Source organism: Pseudomonas flexibilis (genome assembly GCF_000806415.1).
Classification (GTDB): Bacteria; Pseudomonadota; Gammaproteobacteria; order Pseudomonadales; family Pseudomonadaceae; genus Serpens; species Serpens flexibilis.
The window spans coordinates 541,635-555,853 of record NZ_JTAK01000004.1; the positions used below are offsets into that span (position 1 = coordinate 541,635).

At 64.6% G+C, this 14,219-nt stretch carries 16 protein-coding genes and 1 pseudogene; 2 read left to right on the forward strand and 15 right to left on the reverse strand.

Annotated elements, in window-relative coordinates; all coding sequences use genetic code 11:
• Window positions 1–38 precede the first annotated feature (38 nt).
• The 13 genes and pseudogenes from PT85_RS11605 to flgB all read right to left on the reverse strand — a co-directional run bounded on the left by PT85_RS11605 (window position 39) and on the right by flgB (window position 11,162).
• The gene (locus tag PT85_RS11605; protein ID WP_039606714.1) at window positions 39–1,013 is read right to left on the reverse strand and encodes an LPP20 family lipoprotein; all 975 of its coding nucleotides are present in this window, start codon (window positions 1,011–1,013) and stop codon (window positions 39–41) included.
• A gap of 240 nt (window positions 1,014–1,253) precedes the next feature.
• Window positions 1,254–2,300 carry a hypothetical protein gene (locus PT85_RS11610; RefSeq protein ID WP_039561211.1) on the reverse strand — a complete coding sequence of 349 codons (1,047 nt, stop codon included), beginning with the start codon at window positions 2,298–2,300 and terminating at the stop codon, window positions 1,254–1,256.
• A gap of 14 nt (window positions 2,301–2,314) precedes the next feature.
• Window positions 2,315–3,211, reverse strand: coding sequence for a flagellar hook-associated protein FlgL (flgL, locus tag PT85_RS11615; protein ID WP_039561212.1), 897 nt, complete (start codon window positions 3,209–3,211; stop codon window positions 2,315–2,317).
• Window positions 3,212–3,231: 20 nt separating this feature from the next.
• Window positions 3,232–4,599 carry a flagellar hook-associated protein FlgK gene (gene flgK / locus PT85_RS11620; RefSeq protein ID WP_039561214.1) on the reverse strand — a complete coding sequence of 456 codons (1,368 nt, stop codon included), beginning with the start codon at window positions 4,597–4,599 and terminating at the stop codon, window positions 3,232–3,234.
• A gap of 194 nt (window positions 4,600–4,793) precedes the next feature.
• Window positions 4,794–5,099: pseudogene (locus tag PT85_RS18045) on the reverse strand (rod-binding protein); the annotation flags it as partial.
• 2 nt (window positions 5,100–5,101) lie between these two features.
• Complete coding sequence (locus PT85_RS11630; RefSeq protein WP_027588865.1) at window positions 5,102–6,196, reverse strand: flagellar basal body P-ring protein FlgI; 1,095 nt, start codon at window positions 6,194–6,196, stop codon at window positions 5,102–5,104.
• Between the two features lie 11 nt (window positions 6,197–6,207).
• Window positions 6,208–6,870 (reverse strand): flagellar basal body L-ring protein FlgH, encoded by a 663-nt coding sequence (gene flgH, locus PT85_RS11635; protein ID WP_039606790.1) that lies wholly within the window; start codon window positions 6,868–6,870, stop codon window positions 6,208–6,210.
• 5 nt (window positions 6,871–6,875) lie between these two features.
• Window positions 6,876–7,658, reverse strand: a complete 783-nt coding sequence (gene flgG, locus PT85_RS11640; protein WP_027588867.1) for a flagellar basal-body rod protein FlgG — start codon at window positions 7,656–7,658, stop codon at window positions 6,876–6,878.
• 97 nt (window positions 7,659–7,755) lie between these two features.
• A complete protein-coding gene (locus tag PT85_RS11645) occupies window positions 7,756–8,481 on the reverse strand; it encodes a flagellar basal body rod protein FlgF (protein ID WP_039561217.1) in 726 nt (241 codons plus the stop codon).
• Between the two features lie 12 nt (window positions 8,482–8,493).
• On the reverse strand, window positions 8,494–9,699 hold the full coding sequence (gene flgE / locus PT85_RS11650; protein WP_039606715.1) for a flagellar hook protein FlgE: 1,206 nt from the start codon (window positions 9,697–9,699) through the stop codon (window positions 8,494–8,496).
• Between the two features lie 25 nt (window positions 9,700–9,724).
• Window positions 9,725–10,372 carry a flagellar hook capping FlgD N-terminal domain-containing protein gene (locus PT85_RS11655; protein ID WP_039561219.1) on the reverse strand — a complete coding sequence of 216 codons (648 nt, stop codon included), beginning with the start codon at window positions 10,370–10,372 and terminating at the stop codon, window positions 9,725–9,727.
• Entirely contained in the window at window positions 10,372–10,800 is a 429-nt protein-coding gene (gene flgC / locus PT85_RS11660; RefSeq protein ID WP_027588871.1) for a flagellar basal body rod protein FlgC, read from the reverse strand. Before flgC ends, PT85_RS11655 begins: the two co-directional genes overlap by 1 nt.
• A 2-nt stretch (window positions 10,801–10,802) precedes the next feature.
• Window positions 10,803–11,162, reverse strand: a complete 360-nt coding sequence (flgB, locus tag PT85_RS11665; protein WP_027588872.1) for a flagellar basal body rod protein FlgB — start codon at window positions 11,160–11,162, stop codon at window positions 10,803–10,805.
• A gap of 191 nt (window positions 11,163–11,353) precedes the next feature.
• Between flgB and flgA the strand changes: the two genes are divergently transcribed.
• Entirely contained in the window at window positions 11,354–12,037 is a 684-nt protein-coding gene (gene flgA, locus PT85_RS11670; RefSeq protein ID WP_039606716.1) for a flagellar basal body P-ring formation chaperone FlgA, read from the forward strand.
• A 34-nt stretch (window positions 12,038–12,071) separates the two neighbouring features.
• On the opposite strand, the gene cysQ is transcribed toward flgA, so the two are convergent.
• Both cysQ and nudE read right to left on the reverse strand, forming a co-directional pair.
• Window positions 12,072–12,899 (reverse strand): 3'(2'),5'-bisphosphate nucleotidase CysQ, encoded by an 828-nt coding sequence (gene cysQ, locus PT85_RS11675; RefSeq protein WP_407681090.1) that lies wholly within the window; start codon window positions 12,897–12,899, stop codon window positions 12,072–12,074.
• Window positions 12,896–13,459 carry an ADP compounds hydrolase NudE gene (nudE, locus tag PT85_RS11680; RefSeq protein WP_027588875.1) on the reverse strand — a complete coding sequence of 188 codons (564 nt, stop codon included), beginning with the start codon at window positions 13,457–13,459 and terminating at the stop codon, window positions 12,896–12,898. The genes cysQ and nudE overlap by 4 nt, the downstream gene beginning before the upstream one ends.
• A gap of 86 nt (window positions 13,460–13,545) precedes the next feature.
• On the opposite strand from nudE, the gene yrfG reads away from it, so the two are divergent.
• Window positions 13,546–14,214: a GMP/IMP nucleotidase gene (yrfG, locus tag PT85_RS11685; RefSeq protein ID WP_039606717.1), complete on the forward strand. Its 669-nt coding sequence runs from the start codon at window positions 13,546–13,548 to the stop codon at window positions 14,212–14,214.
• Window positions 14,215–14,219: the final 5 nt, after the last annotated feature.

The window sequence follows — 14,219 nt, forward strand, 5'->3', positions numbered from 1 at the left end:
GGGTCATGAGTAATGACATCCCTGAACAGGCAGGGCTTTTACTGAAGGCGTAGGTCGGACAGCACCCTGTCGACCCCGCCGGAAGCCAGGAACTTGCGCAGGGCGTCTTGCAGCGCCCCTTCGTAACTGAGCATGGACAGGCCATTGAGCCGGTAGCTCTGGCGAGCAACCACGCTGTTGCGGTCGTCGACCAGCGCCACCGAAAGATCGACCACGGCGTTCAGGCTGCCAAACATCTCCTGGTTGACCACCGAGCCCTGGATGTCCAGTCGGCCGTCGGCACGGCCCGCGCTGACGGTACGCACCGCCAGCGCCTGACCGATGGCCTCGGCCAGTGGCGTGAACGCCGGTGCGGCTTTCAATTGCAGCGTGAGGTTCTGCAGGCTCTGGTCGCAACCGCGCTGGTAGGCGTCATAGCGCTGCATGGCGGGTACGGCCTCGAAGGCGCTGTCCGCCGTGGACAGCACCCGACTCAGCAGGCGGGCCTGATCAATCAGCGCAGGGGCGGACTGACAGGCCAGGAAGCGGTCAAACGGCCGGGACGTGAGCGTGCCATCCAGCCGCCGGCGCAGGTCCGCCTCAACGGTTTCCAGCTGCAGTTGGGTATCGCGGACGAAATCCTCGCGAGACATTTCCACCAGGACAAAATAGCGGCCACCGACCAGTTCGGCCTGGCGAACGTTGTAGGCGGAGAGCTTGATGTCCTGGATATAGGCTTCGACCGTTTCCTGGTAGCTGCGGGTAACGGTATTGCCGGAGATGCCACCGTGGGAAACGGCGTCGCTGCGGATGCGCGTGCTCAGCTTGCCGGCGATGGAGCGCAACGCCTGTTGCGTGGCCTCGTTCAGGTTCGGGCCTTCGCCGACACCGTAAAAGGCGCTGAGGTTGTCCTGGGGCGGGGCGCTGACCCATGCGGGAAGCGCCGCAGCCTGGGCCACAGGCGACAGGCTTGCCAGCACCAGCATGGCCGAAAGACCCCAGACCAGGCGCTGCAGCCGCGTGGCCAATTCCATGTGCATCTCCCCGCGCCATGATGCCGCATTGATATTGATGGCGGATTATCATCACCGCGGTCTTCGCTGTCCAGAAAAGTGACCTGCGTCACACTTAGACGAAAAGACGGAAGCAGGGCTTGGACATGGCAATGCACCACGCCCAGGCGCGCGTTGCAGTGGACCCCTTGGTTGACAGGGATGGCCCGGGGCGGTTGGCGCAGGAGAAACCATGGCCGGCGCTCCGGCCATGCAAGGGCATCAGGCCAGCAGGCTGACCACGTTGTAGCGGTTCAGGTTGGCCTGGCTGACGATGATCTGCGATTGCGCGATATAACTGTTGGCGCCTGAGCGCAGCACCTTGAGCAGCGAGCCCAGGTAGTTCTGCGCCCACTGCTGCTCGTCACCGTCCAGCTGCTCTCGCAGGAACTGGCGGATATCCGCTTCACGCTCGCGAATCTGCTCGCGCAGGGCGGCGATGCGGTCCAGGGCGGCGATCACGTTGTCGAGGATGCTGCGCATCTCGCTGGTGGACTCCAGCTGCGAGTCGCTGGGCAGGCCCAGCAAGCCGTCTTCGGCGCTTTCCACACGGGCAAAACTGTCCTTGGCGAACAGCTTGCCTTCGCCGCGCACGGCCAACTGGTCGCGCAGCGCCGCCCAATCGCTTTCCCGGGCGGAGAACTTCAGCAGACCTTCGTTATCCAGTTCGGCGCGCAGACCGGCCTGGCCCAGGCTGACGTTGAAGCGGCGCAGTACCTGCTCGTCGCTCAGGCCCTCGTCCAGCACCACCGCCAGTGGCTCCGGCAGTTGACGGCCGGCGGTGAACACCAGGGTCTCCTGGCCGGCCTGATGGATCTGGTCGATGGACTCCAGGCCTTGCAGGCTGAAGCGCACACGCACCGGCTCGGTCAACTTGAGCTGGTAACCCGGGTCGATGACGTTGTCATCCAGACGGATGCGCTGCTGCAAGATGGCATTGACCTTCTGCAGCGCCTCGCGGGCGCCGTCCATCTCCGCCGCGCTGGCGGAGGGCGCGCTCAGCTGGCGGCCGAGCTTGAGCTTCAGCTGGCTGAGCCGGGCCTGCACCTGGTTCAGGTAGCTGCTGGCCGACTGCATGGCCGACAGCTGCTGATTGAGCTGCAGACCGTAGGTGCTGCTTTGGCGCGGCGCCGACTCGTTGCGCGGCGTTTCCCGCTCGGTGGCCTGGGTGGCGCCGCTGGCGCGTTGCAGGGCGACACCCTTGAGGTCGGACGTCTGCCGATCCAGCGCAAACGGCGTGACGGCCGGCAGTTGCTTGTCAACCTTCATGGTGTCCCCTTCCCTTACATCAGGTCGAACAGATTCAGACTATGCAGCTTCAGGTAGGACTTCTGGGTCGCCTGCAGCGCCACCTGGTAGTTGGCCAGGTCCAGCGAGGCCTTGGCGTAGTCCAGGGAGGACAGCTCGCCTTCGATCTTCTGGTTTACCAGCGACACGTCGGCCTGGCTGTCCTTGAGCAGCGACAGGGTGTTCTGCCGGCCGCCGAGCTCGGTAATCTGGCTGCTGAGCGAGCCGAGCACCCGGTCCAGGTTGTCGATCGCGTCGCCAATCTCGGTGGTAATGGTGGCCGGGCTGTTCACCATCTGGTCGACCAGCGCATGCAGATCGTTGAGGAAGCCGGGTGCTCCGCTCAGCACCTCGGCGGCCGTTACGTTGTCCTTGATCAGCACGGCATTGGAAACGGCCACTTCGCGATACTTGTCGTTGCCGGTCAGCGCGTAGGTACCGGCCGTCAGGGTGATGGCGGGCTGATCGGTCATGGTGCCGGAGAAGTAGTAACGGCCTTCCTCGTCACGTACGTTCAGGTAGCTGACAAAGGTCTCTTCGAGGCTGGACAGCTCGCTGGCCATGCTGCCCAGATCCTCGTCCGAGTTGCTGCCGCGGTTGGCTGCCCAGAGCAGCAGGTCACGGATTTCCAGCAGGGTATCGGAGCCGGCCTGCAGGTTGGTTTCGGCCGCCGACAGGCGCCCGGACAGCGCCTTGATGTTGGTCTGGTACTGGTTCAGGCTGGCCTCTTCCCGCGCGATGCGCAGCAGGCGCACGCTGGCGATCGGGTCGTCCGATGGCACGATGATTCGATCGCCGGTGGCCATCTGTTGCATCAGCTTGCCGGTGGCGGCCGCGTTGATGCCCAGCGAGCTGTTCATGATGGCGTTGATCTGGGCGTTGGTGATACGCATGGGGCGGTCTCGCTGGCGGATCAGAACATGCCCAGCACGCTGTCGAACAGCGCACCGGCGGTGGTGATGACCTTCAGGTTGGCCTGGTAGGCCTGCTGGTAGTTCATCAGGTTGACGCCTTCCTCATCGAGGTTCACGGCGCTGATGCTGTCGCGCTGGGCCTGGGCCTGATTCAACACCGAGGTGGCTGTTTCCACGTCGGCCTGACCCTGGCGGCTCTTGCTGGCGACACCGCCAAGCAACGTGGCGTAGGCGTCGTTGAGCGTCGTGGTGGCACCATCCACGACAACGGGTGCGCTCTTGAGTCCGATCAGGGTCAACAGGTTGTCGTTGTTGCCCTTCTCGGTAGCGACACCGGCAAAGGCCAGTTCTTCCGGCTGGAGATCGTTGACGGTCAGCACCTGGGAGATACTGGTGGGGTCATAGGTAAACAGCGGTTGACCCGCAGCGCCGTTGAGATCGAACCCCGCGGCAAGTGCAGTGTTGAACGTGGTGGCCAACTGGCTGGCAATTTCACTGATGGTCTGCTGGCTAGACCGCAGCGAGTTGTATTCGGCTTCGTACAGGCCACCCAGCTGGCCACCCCAGACATCCCGGCTCAACGGGAACTGGGTTCCGGCGAATTCAAGAGAGAAATCCTGATGATTGTTCGCCAGTGTGGTCAACTCCACCGAGGCGGCAGTCGGGCCCGCCACCAGCGGCTGTCCGTTCGCCAGCGACACGCTGAAGCTACCGTCGGCGGCCTCCTGAACGCGGATATCAGCCAGCTCGGCCAGGTCCTGGACCAGCTTGTCGCGCTGATCGCGCAGCGCCTTGGCGTCGCCATTGGACGCCTCGACGTGAGTGATGCGCTTGTTCAGCGCAGCCAGGTTGCTAGTCAGGCCGTTGAGCTCGACGACGATCGCCTCGCGCTGGCCGCGCAGGCCGTTGAGCTGGGTCTCGATGTTGTTGCTCAGGCCGTTGACGCGCTGGGCCAGGTTGCGCGCCTCGTTGAGAATCTGCTGGCGCAGGGCGATGGAGTCCGGCGTGGACGTGGCCTCGCTAAGCGCAGCGTAGAAATTGTCGAGGCCGCCGCTGATGTTGGAGCCCTCGCTGGCCATCAGGGTTTCCAGCGCACTGACGTACTTCTGCTGGCTCTCGGTGAAGCTCTCCTGGGAGGTCGCGCGCCACAGCTGCCGATTGACGAAGTCGTCGGCGATGCGGCGAATGTTGTTGACCTGCACGCCACGACCGCTGCTCAGGGCGGTATGCCCGCTCAGCGAGCCCATTTCCACGCCCAAACGGCTGTAGCCGGGGGTCTTGACGTTGGCGACGTTCTGGCCGGTGGCGGTCAGCGCCACCTGCATGGCGCGAACGCCGCTATAGCCGATCTGGCTCAAGAGACTCACGAGCGATTCTCCTTGGTGTCAGGGCGAATCGGCAGGGCAAAGGCCGCCGATGCGTGCGTGGACGCACCGCTGGGTGGGTCTATCCCGACCGGGTCCGTCATCTGTTGATCCTGAAAGGCGACCGCATCGTCCGCGGACTTAAATGTCCCCGTTTGCGACCAGCTACCGCCAATCGGCGCCTGCATGGCCTGGCTGGGTCGTGACTCGCCTCCCATCTGTTCGACGATCATGCTGGCGATGCCGGTCTGGCGCTGGCCGGCCAGGTGCTCGGCCAGTACTTCGTCATAGAAGTCACGCATGGTGTCCAGCTCGCGACTGCGCATCAGGCTGTCCTCGGACAGCACATCGCCGGCCTTGCGCATCTGCTTGAGGATCTGCTGCAGGAACATCGCCTCGAACTGCTCGGCGGCCGCCTGCAACTGGTCATTGCGCGAGATGCCAGTCACCTCGGGATTGTTGCGCCAGCTCTGCAGGCTGCCCGGAAGGGAAAGAATGCTCATGGTCAGATCACGATCAGTTCGGCGTTGAGCGCCCCGGCGCGTTCCAGCGCCTGGAGGATGCTCATCACATCATCCGGGGTGGCGCCCAGGCTGTTCACGGTGTTGATGATGCTGTCCAGGCTGGCCCCGTCAGGCCACTTGAACATGGCGTTGCGATCCTGGGCGACTTCCACCTGCGAGCGCGGCACCACGGCCGTCTGGCCCTCGCTGAAGGGAGCCGGCTGGCTGACCTGCGGGGTTTCGCTGATGGTGACGGTGAGGTTGCCATGGGCAACGGCGGCAGCCTTGACGCGCACACCCTCGCCCATGACCACCGTGCCGGTGCGGCTGTTGAATACCACCTTGGGACGTTCGCGGCCTTCGTCGACATCGATCATTTCCAGCAGCGCCATGAAGCTCATGCGCTGGGTACTGGTGACTGGGGCACGCACCGAAACCTTGGTAGCGTTCAGGGCGCTGGCCACGTTGCCGCCGATCTGGTCGTTGATCGCCCGCACGATGTTGGTGACCGTCTGGAAACCGGGATTGCGCAGGTTGAGCATGACCTCCGGGCGGTCGGCGAAGTCGCTGTCGATGCTCCGCTCGATGGTGGCGCCGTTGGGCACCCGGCCGGTGGTGGCGCTGTTGATCGCCACGCTGGAGCCGCTGTTGCCTTCGGCCTTCAGGCCGCCGACCACCAGGTTGCCCTGGGCCAGCGCGTAGACCTCGCCATCAACGCCGCGCAGCGGAGTGAGCAGCAACTGGCCGCCACGCAGGCTCTTCGCATCGCCCAGCGAAGAAACCGTCACATCAATGGTCTGCCCCGGGCCGTAGGACGGCGGCACGCTGGCGGTGACCGTGACCGCGGCGACGTTCTTCAGCTTGGGGTCGACGTTGGGCGGCAGGTTGACGCCGAACTGCTGGATCAGGTTGGTCACCGACTGGCTGGTGAACTTCACCTGGTTCTTGTCACCGGTGCCGTCCAGACCGACCACCAGGCCGTAACCGATGAGCTGGTTCTCGCGAATGCCTTCGACATCCACCAGATCCATCAGCGGCACCGCCCGCACGGCGGCGGGCAGCATCAGCAGGAACAGGAGGGGAAACAGCTTGCGCATGGCATACACCGTCAGAAGGGGAACCAGGGGCTGGTGAAGAAGCGCGTCAGCCAGCCGGCAGAGTTGCTGTCGTTGAGCACGCCCTTGCCGGCGTAGGAAATGCGCGCATCGGCGATGCTCTGGGAGGACACCTGGTTATAGCGGTTGATGTCCTCGGGTCGCACCAGGCCGCTGAGGCGGATGAACTCGTCACCCTGGTTCAGGCGCAGGCTCTTCTCGCCACGCACCAGCAGCACACCGTTGGGCAGCACTTGATGCACGGTCACCGCAATGGCGCCAGCCAGGCTGTTCTGTTGCGAACTGCGCGCCGAGCCGGTGAAGTCACGCTCGCCGCTGGCCGAACTTTCCAGACGCTCGTAGGTGTTTCCGAACAAGGTGGGGATACCAATGCCGACCGAGGCCTCCTTGCCGAAGCTGGTGCCGGCGCTCTTGCTCGACTGGGTCTGCTCGTTGAGCACCACGGTCAGGATGTCGCCCACCTGGAAGGCGCGCTTGTCGTACATCAGCGCGCTGCCGTTGCCGCGATAGAGGCCGCCGGCAACCGGCTTGGGCTGCTGGTAGTCCAGGGCCGGCGGCTGGTAGAGGCTGGCGTCCTCAGTGTCTTCGCGCAGCTCGTGAAAGCTGGCGCAACCGCCGAGCAGCAGCGCAAGGGTGAGCGTCAGGGTGCGTTTCATGGCCATCACACGGACTGGTTGAGGTACTGCATCATGCCCGAGCTGGCATCCAGCACCTTGGCGTTGGCCTCGTAGGCGCGCTGGATGGCGATCATCTGCACCATGGCTTCCACCACCTGGACGTTGGAGCCTTCCAGGGCGTACTGCTTGAGCTGGCCCAGGCCGTCGGTGCCGGCCACGCCTTCCACCGCCTCGCCGCTGGCGGCGGTTTCGCGGTAGAGGTTGCCGCCCAGGGCTTCCAGGCCGGCCGGATTGACGAAATTGACCAACAGGATCTGGCCCAGCTCTTCCTGCTGTCCCTGGGCATTGGTGATGGTCACGGTGCCGTCACTGCCCACGTTGAAATTGGTGCTGCCTTCGGGCACCACGATCTGATCGACCAGCGGCAGGCCCTGGGAATTGACCAGCAGACCCTCGGCATTCAGATGCAGTTGACCATTTTCGGTGTAGTAGGTCTCGCCATCAGCGCCTTCGACGCGGAAGAAGCCTCGACCGATGATGGCCAGGTCCATCGGCTGGCCAGTGGTCTGGATGTTGCCTTCGGTGAAGATCTTCTGGGTACCGACCACGCGTACGCCGTTGCCCAGCTGCAGGCCGGACGGCACGGTGTTGATCTGGTCCGCCTGGGCACCCGGCTGGACCTCGATGGAATAGAACAGGTCCTCGAAGACCGCACGGTCGCTCTTGAATCCCGTGGTGTTCACGTTGGCCAGGTTGTTGGCCACGGTGGTCATCGCCGTGTCCTGGGCGATCAGGCCGGTCTTGCTGACCCAAAGTGCTGAACTCATCTGTCGATCCTCTCTTCAAAGCCGCCCCGGCGTTACCGAAGCGGGGAAATCCGCTGCTCGTCCCCCTCTCCCATCAAGGGGAGAGAGGGGTTGCCGCTTAGCCGCGTAGCAACCGGTTGCCGGCCTCGGCCAGCGTGGTGGCGGCCTTCATCATCTTCACCTGGGTCTCGAACAGGCGGCTCAGGCTCATGGTGGAGACCAGTTCGTTGATCGCCGAGACGTTGCTGGACTCCAGGTAGCCGCTGGCCAGGGCCACGGTTTCACTGGCTTCCAGAGGCTCGTTGTCACGCGCCATCAGCAGGCCCTCGGGGGTCTTCACCAGGTCGACGCCCTGGCTGTCGACGCGCTTGAGGCGTCCGACCTCGACCATCAGGAAGTCGCCGCGCGGCAGCACGGAAACGGTGCCATCGCTGCCGATGTGCAGCTGGTCGTATTCGGGCAGCACCAACGGGCCACCCTCACCGAGCAGCACGCGGCCGCCAACGGTGAGCTGCATGTCGGCATCCACCTGCAGACTGCCCTGGCGGGTGTAGGCCTCGCCGGCACCGTGCTGCACCGCCAGCAGGCCCTGGCCCTGGATGGCCACGTCCAGTGCCCGGCCGGTGAAGTTCAGCGGGCCGGGGCTCAGGTCGACGCCGTTGTTCTCGACCCTGGCCATATGGCGGCTGTCGTAACCGTAGCCTTCCACCTGCACGGCGGCGGCGCGCTCCATGTCGGCGCGAAAGCCGGCGGTGTTGACGTTGGCCAGGTTGTTGGCGTGGATCTGCAGCGCCTGCATGCTGCGGTTGGCCGCAGTCATCGCCGTGTATCCGAGACGATCCATGGGTCAGCCGCCTTACATCGCGCTGAACAGGATCTGGTCGAGATCCTTCTGGGTGGAAATGACCTTGGTGTTGGCCTGGTAGTTGCGCTGGCCCTGCATCAGGCTCACCAGCTCCTCGGTCAGGTCGACGTTGGAGTTTTCCAGGGTGCCGGCGTTGACCGTACCGAACTGGGCCACGCCGGGCGCGCCGGTCAGGGCGCTACCGGACTCGGTGGTGGCGGTCCAGGCGGTGCCACTGACGTTCTTCAGCCCTTCCGGGTTGATGAAGCTGGCCAGCACCACCTGGCCCTGCAGCTGGCTCTGGCCGTTGCTGTAGTTGACGAACACATTGCCCTTGCTGTCGATGCCGATGCCGGTCTGCTCGCCGGAGGTGTAGCCATTGGCCAGGTTGGTGGACACGCCGAAGTTGGTGCCGTACTGGGTGGTGCCGGTGTAGTCGATGGCGATGGTCTGAGCACTCGCGCCCGGCAGCACCGCCCCCGGAACGACGACGCTGGCGCCGGTCGCGCCGTTCAACATGCCATTCGTATCGAACGACAGGGCTTGCGTGCCTGCAGCCGCGCCGTCGACGTAGTAGTAGGCATCCCAGCCATTCGCACCATCGGTGACGAAGTACTGGGTCAGGGTGTGCTCCTTGCCCAGCGAGTCGTAGACCTTGGTGGTGTAAGTGGAGTTGTAGCTGTTGACGTTCGTCGGATCGAAGGGGATGGGCACACCAGCACCATCCACCGGCTGTTTCATGTTGGCATCCAGGTTCGCCACGAACTCCAGGCCAGTGGTTGCGCTGGCTGGCAAGGTTGCGGCCTTGATACGCAGGTCGCCCAGGCTACCGGTCATCAGGTTGCCGTCGGCGTCAGTCGGATAGCCCTGCAGCTTCTGGCCGGCCTTGTTGACGATATAGTTGGCCGAGTCGGTGCCGAACACCCCGGCGCGGGTGTACTGGGTCTCGCCGTTGGTGCCCTTGACGATAAAGAAGCCGCCGCCGGAGATGGCCAGGTCCAGGGTGCGGCTGGTGGAGATCAGCGCGCCGCCCAGGCTGATGCTCTGGGTGTTGCCCAGCACTTCCACACCCATGGCCTGGGTGTCGGCGTACACGCTGCCGAACTCGGTGCGCGAGGACTTGAAGCCGGTGGTGCTGGAGTTGGCGATGTTGTTGCTGACGGTGTTCAGCTGTTCGGAGACGGCGTTCAGGCCGGTCAGGGCGATGTTGAAGCTCATGGTCTTCCCTCGATGATCAACAGGCTCAGCCGCGCTGGCCGAACTGGACGATTTGGTAGAACGGCACGCTGCCTATGCCGGCAATGTTCAGCACCGGGCCGCTGTCGCTGACGCGCACGTCGCTGACCTTGCCGGCCACCTGCAGGCGGGGCTCCTCACCGGTGGCGGTCTCGATGCGCACCTTGTAGGTGCCGGGCTTGAGGCCCAGGGCGGCGGGATCCAGCGCCACGTCGACGCGACCGGCATCCTGGCGACCCAGAGCTACCGAGGTCTCCACGCCGTTGGCGTCGGTCAGCCAGAGCACGGTATTGGTGGACGTGTGCTGCAGGTCGAACTGGGCGTCGACCTTGCCATCCAGCTCCAGGCTGTCGGTGTGCACGGTAACGTTCTGGCCGACCAGGCTGGCGGCGGTGAGCATCTGCAGGTTGTCGGCCAGCACCAGGCTACTCTGCTGCAGCTTGGTCATGTTCTCCAGGCTCTGCACCTGGGAGATGGTCGCGTACTGCTCGACGAACTGGGTGCTGTCCATCGGGTTGGTGGGATCCTGGTTCTGGATCTGCGCCACCATCAGCGTGATGAACTGATTGCTCAGTTGGCCGGCCTCGCTGACGCTGATGGTGTCATCCGGCAGCGCATACGGGTTCGAGTTATTGGTTACGCCACTGACACTCATCAGATTTCTCCCAGGCGCAGCAGGCTCTGCTGCATGCTTTTCAGGCGATTCAACACTTCGACGTTGGTTTCGAAGCTGCGGGTGGCCGACATCATGTCGGTCATTTCCTCGATCTGGTTGAGCGCCGGATAGAACACGTAACCATCGGCACCCGCCAGCGGATTGCCCGGTTCGTAGCGCTTGATGGGCTCGCGGCCGGTGGTCACCACGTCCAGCACCTGCACATGGGCGCCGCCCATGCCGACGCCGCGGGTCAGCTGATCGTTGTTGTAGATCGCGGCGAATACCGGACGCCGGGCGGCATAGACATCCTCGGGCGAGGCTGCAGCGGAGTCGATGTTGGCCAGGTTGCTGGCCACGGTATTCAGGCGCACGGTCTGTGCGTTCATGGCCGAACCGGCGATGCGGTAGATGGATTCAAATGCCATGATCAACGTCCCTCGATGGCTTGCTTGAGGCCGCTGAACTTCTGCGTCAGGAAGGTCAGGCTGGTCTGGAAGTCCATGGAGTTGCGCGAGAATTCGGCCTGCTCGACGCTCAGCTCCACCGTGTTGCCGTCCAGGGAGGCCTGGTAGGGCACGCGATACTTGAGGGGCGAATCGATTGTCAGGGCGCTGAATTCTTCACCGGCGTCCAGGCGGCGCATGGCACTGGCGAAATCGATATCGCGAGCCTGGAAACCAGGCGTATCCACGTTGGCCAGGTTGGCGGCGAGAATCTCGCTGCGCTGCATGCGCACCTGCAAGGCATGGGCATGCACACCGACCACGTCATCAATCCGTATACTCATGGGCAACCCCAAAAAACTGTCACTCCGCACGGAGTAGCAGCTTTTATGCCACTTAGCCATTACTGCATAGGTCTTTGATTTTGAAGGGTTTTTACGAAGTCAACGGAACAGCGAGAGGCGAATCGGCAGATGCCGCGACAGTAAAACGCCAGAGGGGAGGAAAGGCTTTTTCCGCCTGTGCCGGACTGCTGATGGCGCTCCAGGCGGGTACCGCGCAGGCCGCCACGGCCAGTTCACAAATCGATCAGGCCCTGCGCCAGCACCTGCAACCCCTGATGGAGCGCGAGGCCCGGCAACTTGGCTGGCAGCAACCTCGCCTGAGCCTGGACATGAGCCTGCCGGCCCCGGTCGAGCGACTGCCGGCCTGCTCGCGGGAGCTGCAGGTGCAGAACCTATCCGGGCGCCAGGAGCTGCTCGCCCGGCAGCGCTTCCGCCTGAGCTGCCCACAGCCGCAATGGAGCCAGGATGTCACCGCACAGGCCAACGTCAGCGTGCTGCTGCTGGTGGCAAGGCACATCCTGGACCGCGACCAGGCATTCTCCGCCGAGGATGTGAAGATCGAGCGCCAGCAGGTGGCCCGCCATGACCGCGGCTTCTTCAGCAAGGTCGAGCAGGTGACGGGAAAGACCGCCAAGCGTCGCATTCGCGCCGGCCAGATGCTCACCGCCGACCTGCTGGACGCGCCCCTGTGGGTGCGCCGCGGCCAGTCGGTGACCATCGTCGCTCGCCACGACGGCATTGAGGCCAGCACCCTGGGCGAAGCGCTGGCCAACGGCCGCGAAGGCGAGATCGTCCGGGTACGCAACCGCAGCAGCGAGAAGATCATCGACGCCCAAGTGATCGGTGATGGGGTGGTGACCAGCACCTGGCGGTGAGGGCGCAACCCCGTGTCCGCCACCCATCAAGCGGCTAGCCTTTGCGCACCTGCTCCAGCAGCGCCTCACGCCAGCTCGCCTCGGCCGGCAGCGCCAGGAAATGCGGATTGAGGAACGCTTCGCGTGCCGGATAACGCAGCGGCTCGCCGCGCACATCCAGCACCGCGCCGCCGGCGCCTTCCAGCACGCCCTGGGCAGCGGCGGTGTCCCACTGCGAGGTGGGCGCCAGGCGCGGGTAGCAGTCGGCAGCACCCTCGGCGAGCAGGCAGAACTTCAGCGAACTGCCGACACTCGCCAATTCCAGCGTGCCGAAGTGCTGGCCGAGGGTGCCGAGCAAACGCTCCTGCTCCGGACTGGAATGCCGCCGGCTGGCCACCACGGTGAACCCCTCGACCGGCGCATGTCGCACCCGAATCGCCTCGACCTGGCCGTTGCGCTGACGCCAGGCACCCAGGCCGGCGCCGCCGTAATAGCAGCGACCGTCCGCCGGCACGCCAACCACGCCGAACAGCACCTGCCCCCGCTCCACCAGCGCCACGTTGACGGTGAACTCGGTGCTGCCGGCAATGAATTCCTTGGTGCCATCCAGCGGGTCCACCAGCCACCAGCGATCCCAGCCGGCGCGCTCGGCCAGCGGAATCGCGCAGCTCTCTTCAGACAGGACCGGGATCTCGGCAGACAGCGCGGACAGCCCCTCGATCAGCACCCGGTTGGCAGCCAGGTCAGCGGCGGTCACCGGCGAATCGTCGGCCTTCTGCTCCACGGCCAGCTCCTGGCGCCAGAACGGCAGGATGGCCGCGCCGGCGCGCTCGACCAGCGCGATAACCGCTGGCAACAGGGCATGAATATTCAATTCGCTCACAGCACCAGCTCTCCGCGCTGGACCAGCAGATCGCGGGTCAGGTAGAGCGCCGCCAGGGCACGACCCTCGCTGAACTGCGGGTGCGCCACCAGGCTCGACAATTCACGCAGATTGACCCGGCTCACCGCCATCGGCTCGGGCTCGTCGCCGGGCAGGCGTTCCTCGTAAAGGTCGCGGGCCAACACCACGCGAATGCGCTGGTTCATGTAACCGGGTGACAGCGACAGGTCGGTGAGGTACTCCAGGCGCTCGGCACCGAAGCCAGCTTCTTCCTTGAGCTCGCGATTGGCGGCGTCGAGCACTTCCTCGCCGGGTTCGATCAGCCCCTTGGGCAGCGACAGCTGGTAGTCGTCGGTGCCGGCGCAGTATTCCTCCACCAGCAGCGCATGCTCGGCGTCGGCCATCGCTACCACCATGACTGCGCCATAGCCGGCCTTGCCCACCAGACGCTCGTACGTACGCTCCACCCCGTTGCTGAAGCGCAGCTGCAATTCCTCGACGGCAAACAACCGGCTGCGAGCGACAATCTCGCGGGCCAGCACGGCGGGTTTCTCTCGCATGGCATTCTCCGGAACGGGCATGCAGGTATCATAACCGCCTTTTTCCGCCGTACCGCGCCACAGATCGTGGCTGCCCGGAGTCTGCAATGTCCCTCCTGCCCTGGAACACCATCGATACCGTGCTGCTGGACATGGACGGCACCCTGCTGGACTTGCATTTCGACAATCATTTCTGGCTGGAACACCTGCCGCAGCGCTATGCCGAACGCCACGGCATCAGCCGCGCCATGGCGGACATGGAGCTGCAGCCGCTGTTCGCCCGCCACGCCGGCCAGCTGACGTGGTACTGCCTGGATTTCTGGAGTCGCGAGCTGGACCTGCCGATCGTCGAACTCAAGCGCGAGGTGGCGCACCTGATCAGCCTGCGCACCGACGCCGATACCTTCCTCGCCGCCCTGCGCCGTGCCAGCAAACGCGTGGCACTGATCACCAATGCGCACCGCGATTCGCTGTCGCTGAAACTGGAGCGCGTGGCGCTGGTACCCTACTTCGACCGGCTGATCAGCTCCCATGACTACGGCTTCCCCAAGGAAGACGCGCAGTTCTGGTACGCCCTGCAGGCGGATTTCGGCTTCGACCCGGCGCGCAGCCTGTTCATCGACGACAGCCTGGCGATCCTGCGCAGTGCCCGCGCCTACGGCATCGCCCACCTGCTGGCGGTGCGCCAGCCGGACAGCCGTCAGGGGGAACGGGACACCGCGGAGTTCGCCGCGCAGGAGGATTACCGGGCGCTGCTGGAAGGATTGACCATGTAGGGTGG

What these genes read in the sequence shown, in the direction of transcription:
- PT85_RS11605 (WP_039606714.1), bottom strand. Translation starts at nt 1,013, where the DNA reads ATGGAATTGGCCACGCGGCTGCAGCGCCTGGTCTGGGGTCTTTCGGCC.
- PT85_RS11610 (WP_039561211.1), bottom strand. Translation starts at nt 2,300, where the DNA reads ATGAAGGTTGACAAGCAACTGCCGGCCGTCACGCCGTTTGCGCTGGAT.
- flgL (WP_039561212.1), bottom strand. Translation starts at nt 3,211, where the DNA reads ATGCGTATCACCAACGCCCAGATCAACGCCATCATGAACAGCTCGCTG.
- PT85_RS11630 (WP_027588865.1), bottom strand. Translation starts at nt 6,196, where the DNA reads ATGCGCAAGCTGTTTCCCCTCCTGTTCCTGCTGATGCTGCCCGCCGCC.
- flgH (WP_039606790.1), bottom strand. Translation starts at nt 6,870, where the DNA reads ATGAAACGCACCCTGACGCTCACCCTTGCGCTGCTGCTCGGCGGTTGC.
- flgG (WP_027588867.1), bottom strand. Translation starts at nt 7,658, where the DNA reads ATGAGTTCAGCACTTTGGGTCAGCAAGACCGGCCTGATCGCCCAGGAC.
- PT85_RS11645 (WP_039561217.1), bottom strand. Translation starts at nt 8,481, where the DNA reads ATGGATCGTCTCGGATACACGGCGATGACTGCGGCCAACCGCAGCATG.
- flgE (WP_039606715.1), bottom strand. Translation starts at nt 9,699, where the DNA reads ATGAGCTTCAACATCGCCCTGACCGGCCTGAACGCCGTCTCCGAACAG.
- PT85_RS11655 (WP_039561219.1), bottom strand. Translation starts at nt 10,372, where the DNA reads ATGAGTGTCAGTGGCGTAACCAATAACTCGAACCCGTATGCGCTGCCG.
- flgC (WP_027588871.1), bottom strand. Translation starts at nt 10,800, where the DNA reads ATGGCATTTGAATCCATCTACCGCATCGCCGGTTCGGCCATGAACGCA.
- flgB (WP_027588872.1), bottom strand. Translation starts at nt 11,162, where the DNA reads ATGAGTATACGGATTGATGACGTGGTCGGTGTGCATGCCCATGCCTTG.
- flgA (WP_039606716.1), top strand. Translation starts at nt 11,354, where the DNA reads ATGGCGCTCCAGGCGGGTACCGCGCAGGCCGCCACGGCCAGTTCACAA.
- nudE (WP_027588875.1), bottom strand. Translation starts at nt 13,459, where the DNA reads ATGCGAGAGAAACCCGCCGTGCTGGCCCGCGAGATTGTCGCTCGCAGC.
- yrfG (WP_039606717.1), top strand. Translation starts at nt 13,546, where the DNA reads ATGTCCCTCCTGCCCTGGAACACCATCGATACCGTGCTGCTGGACATG.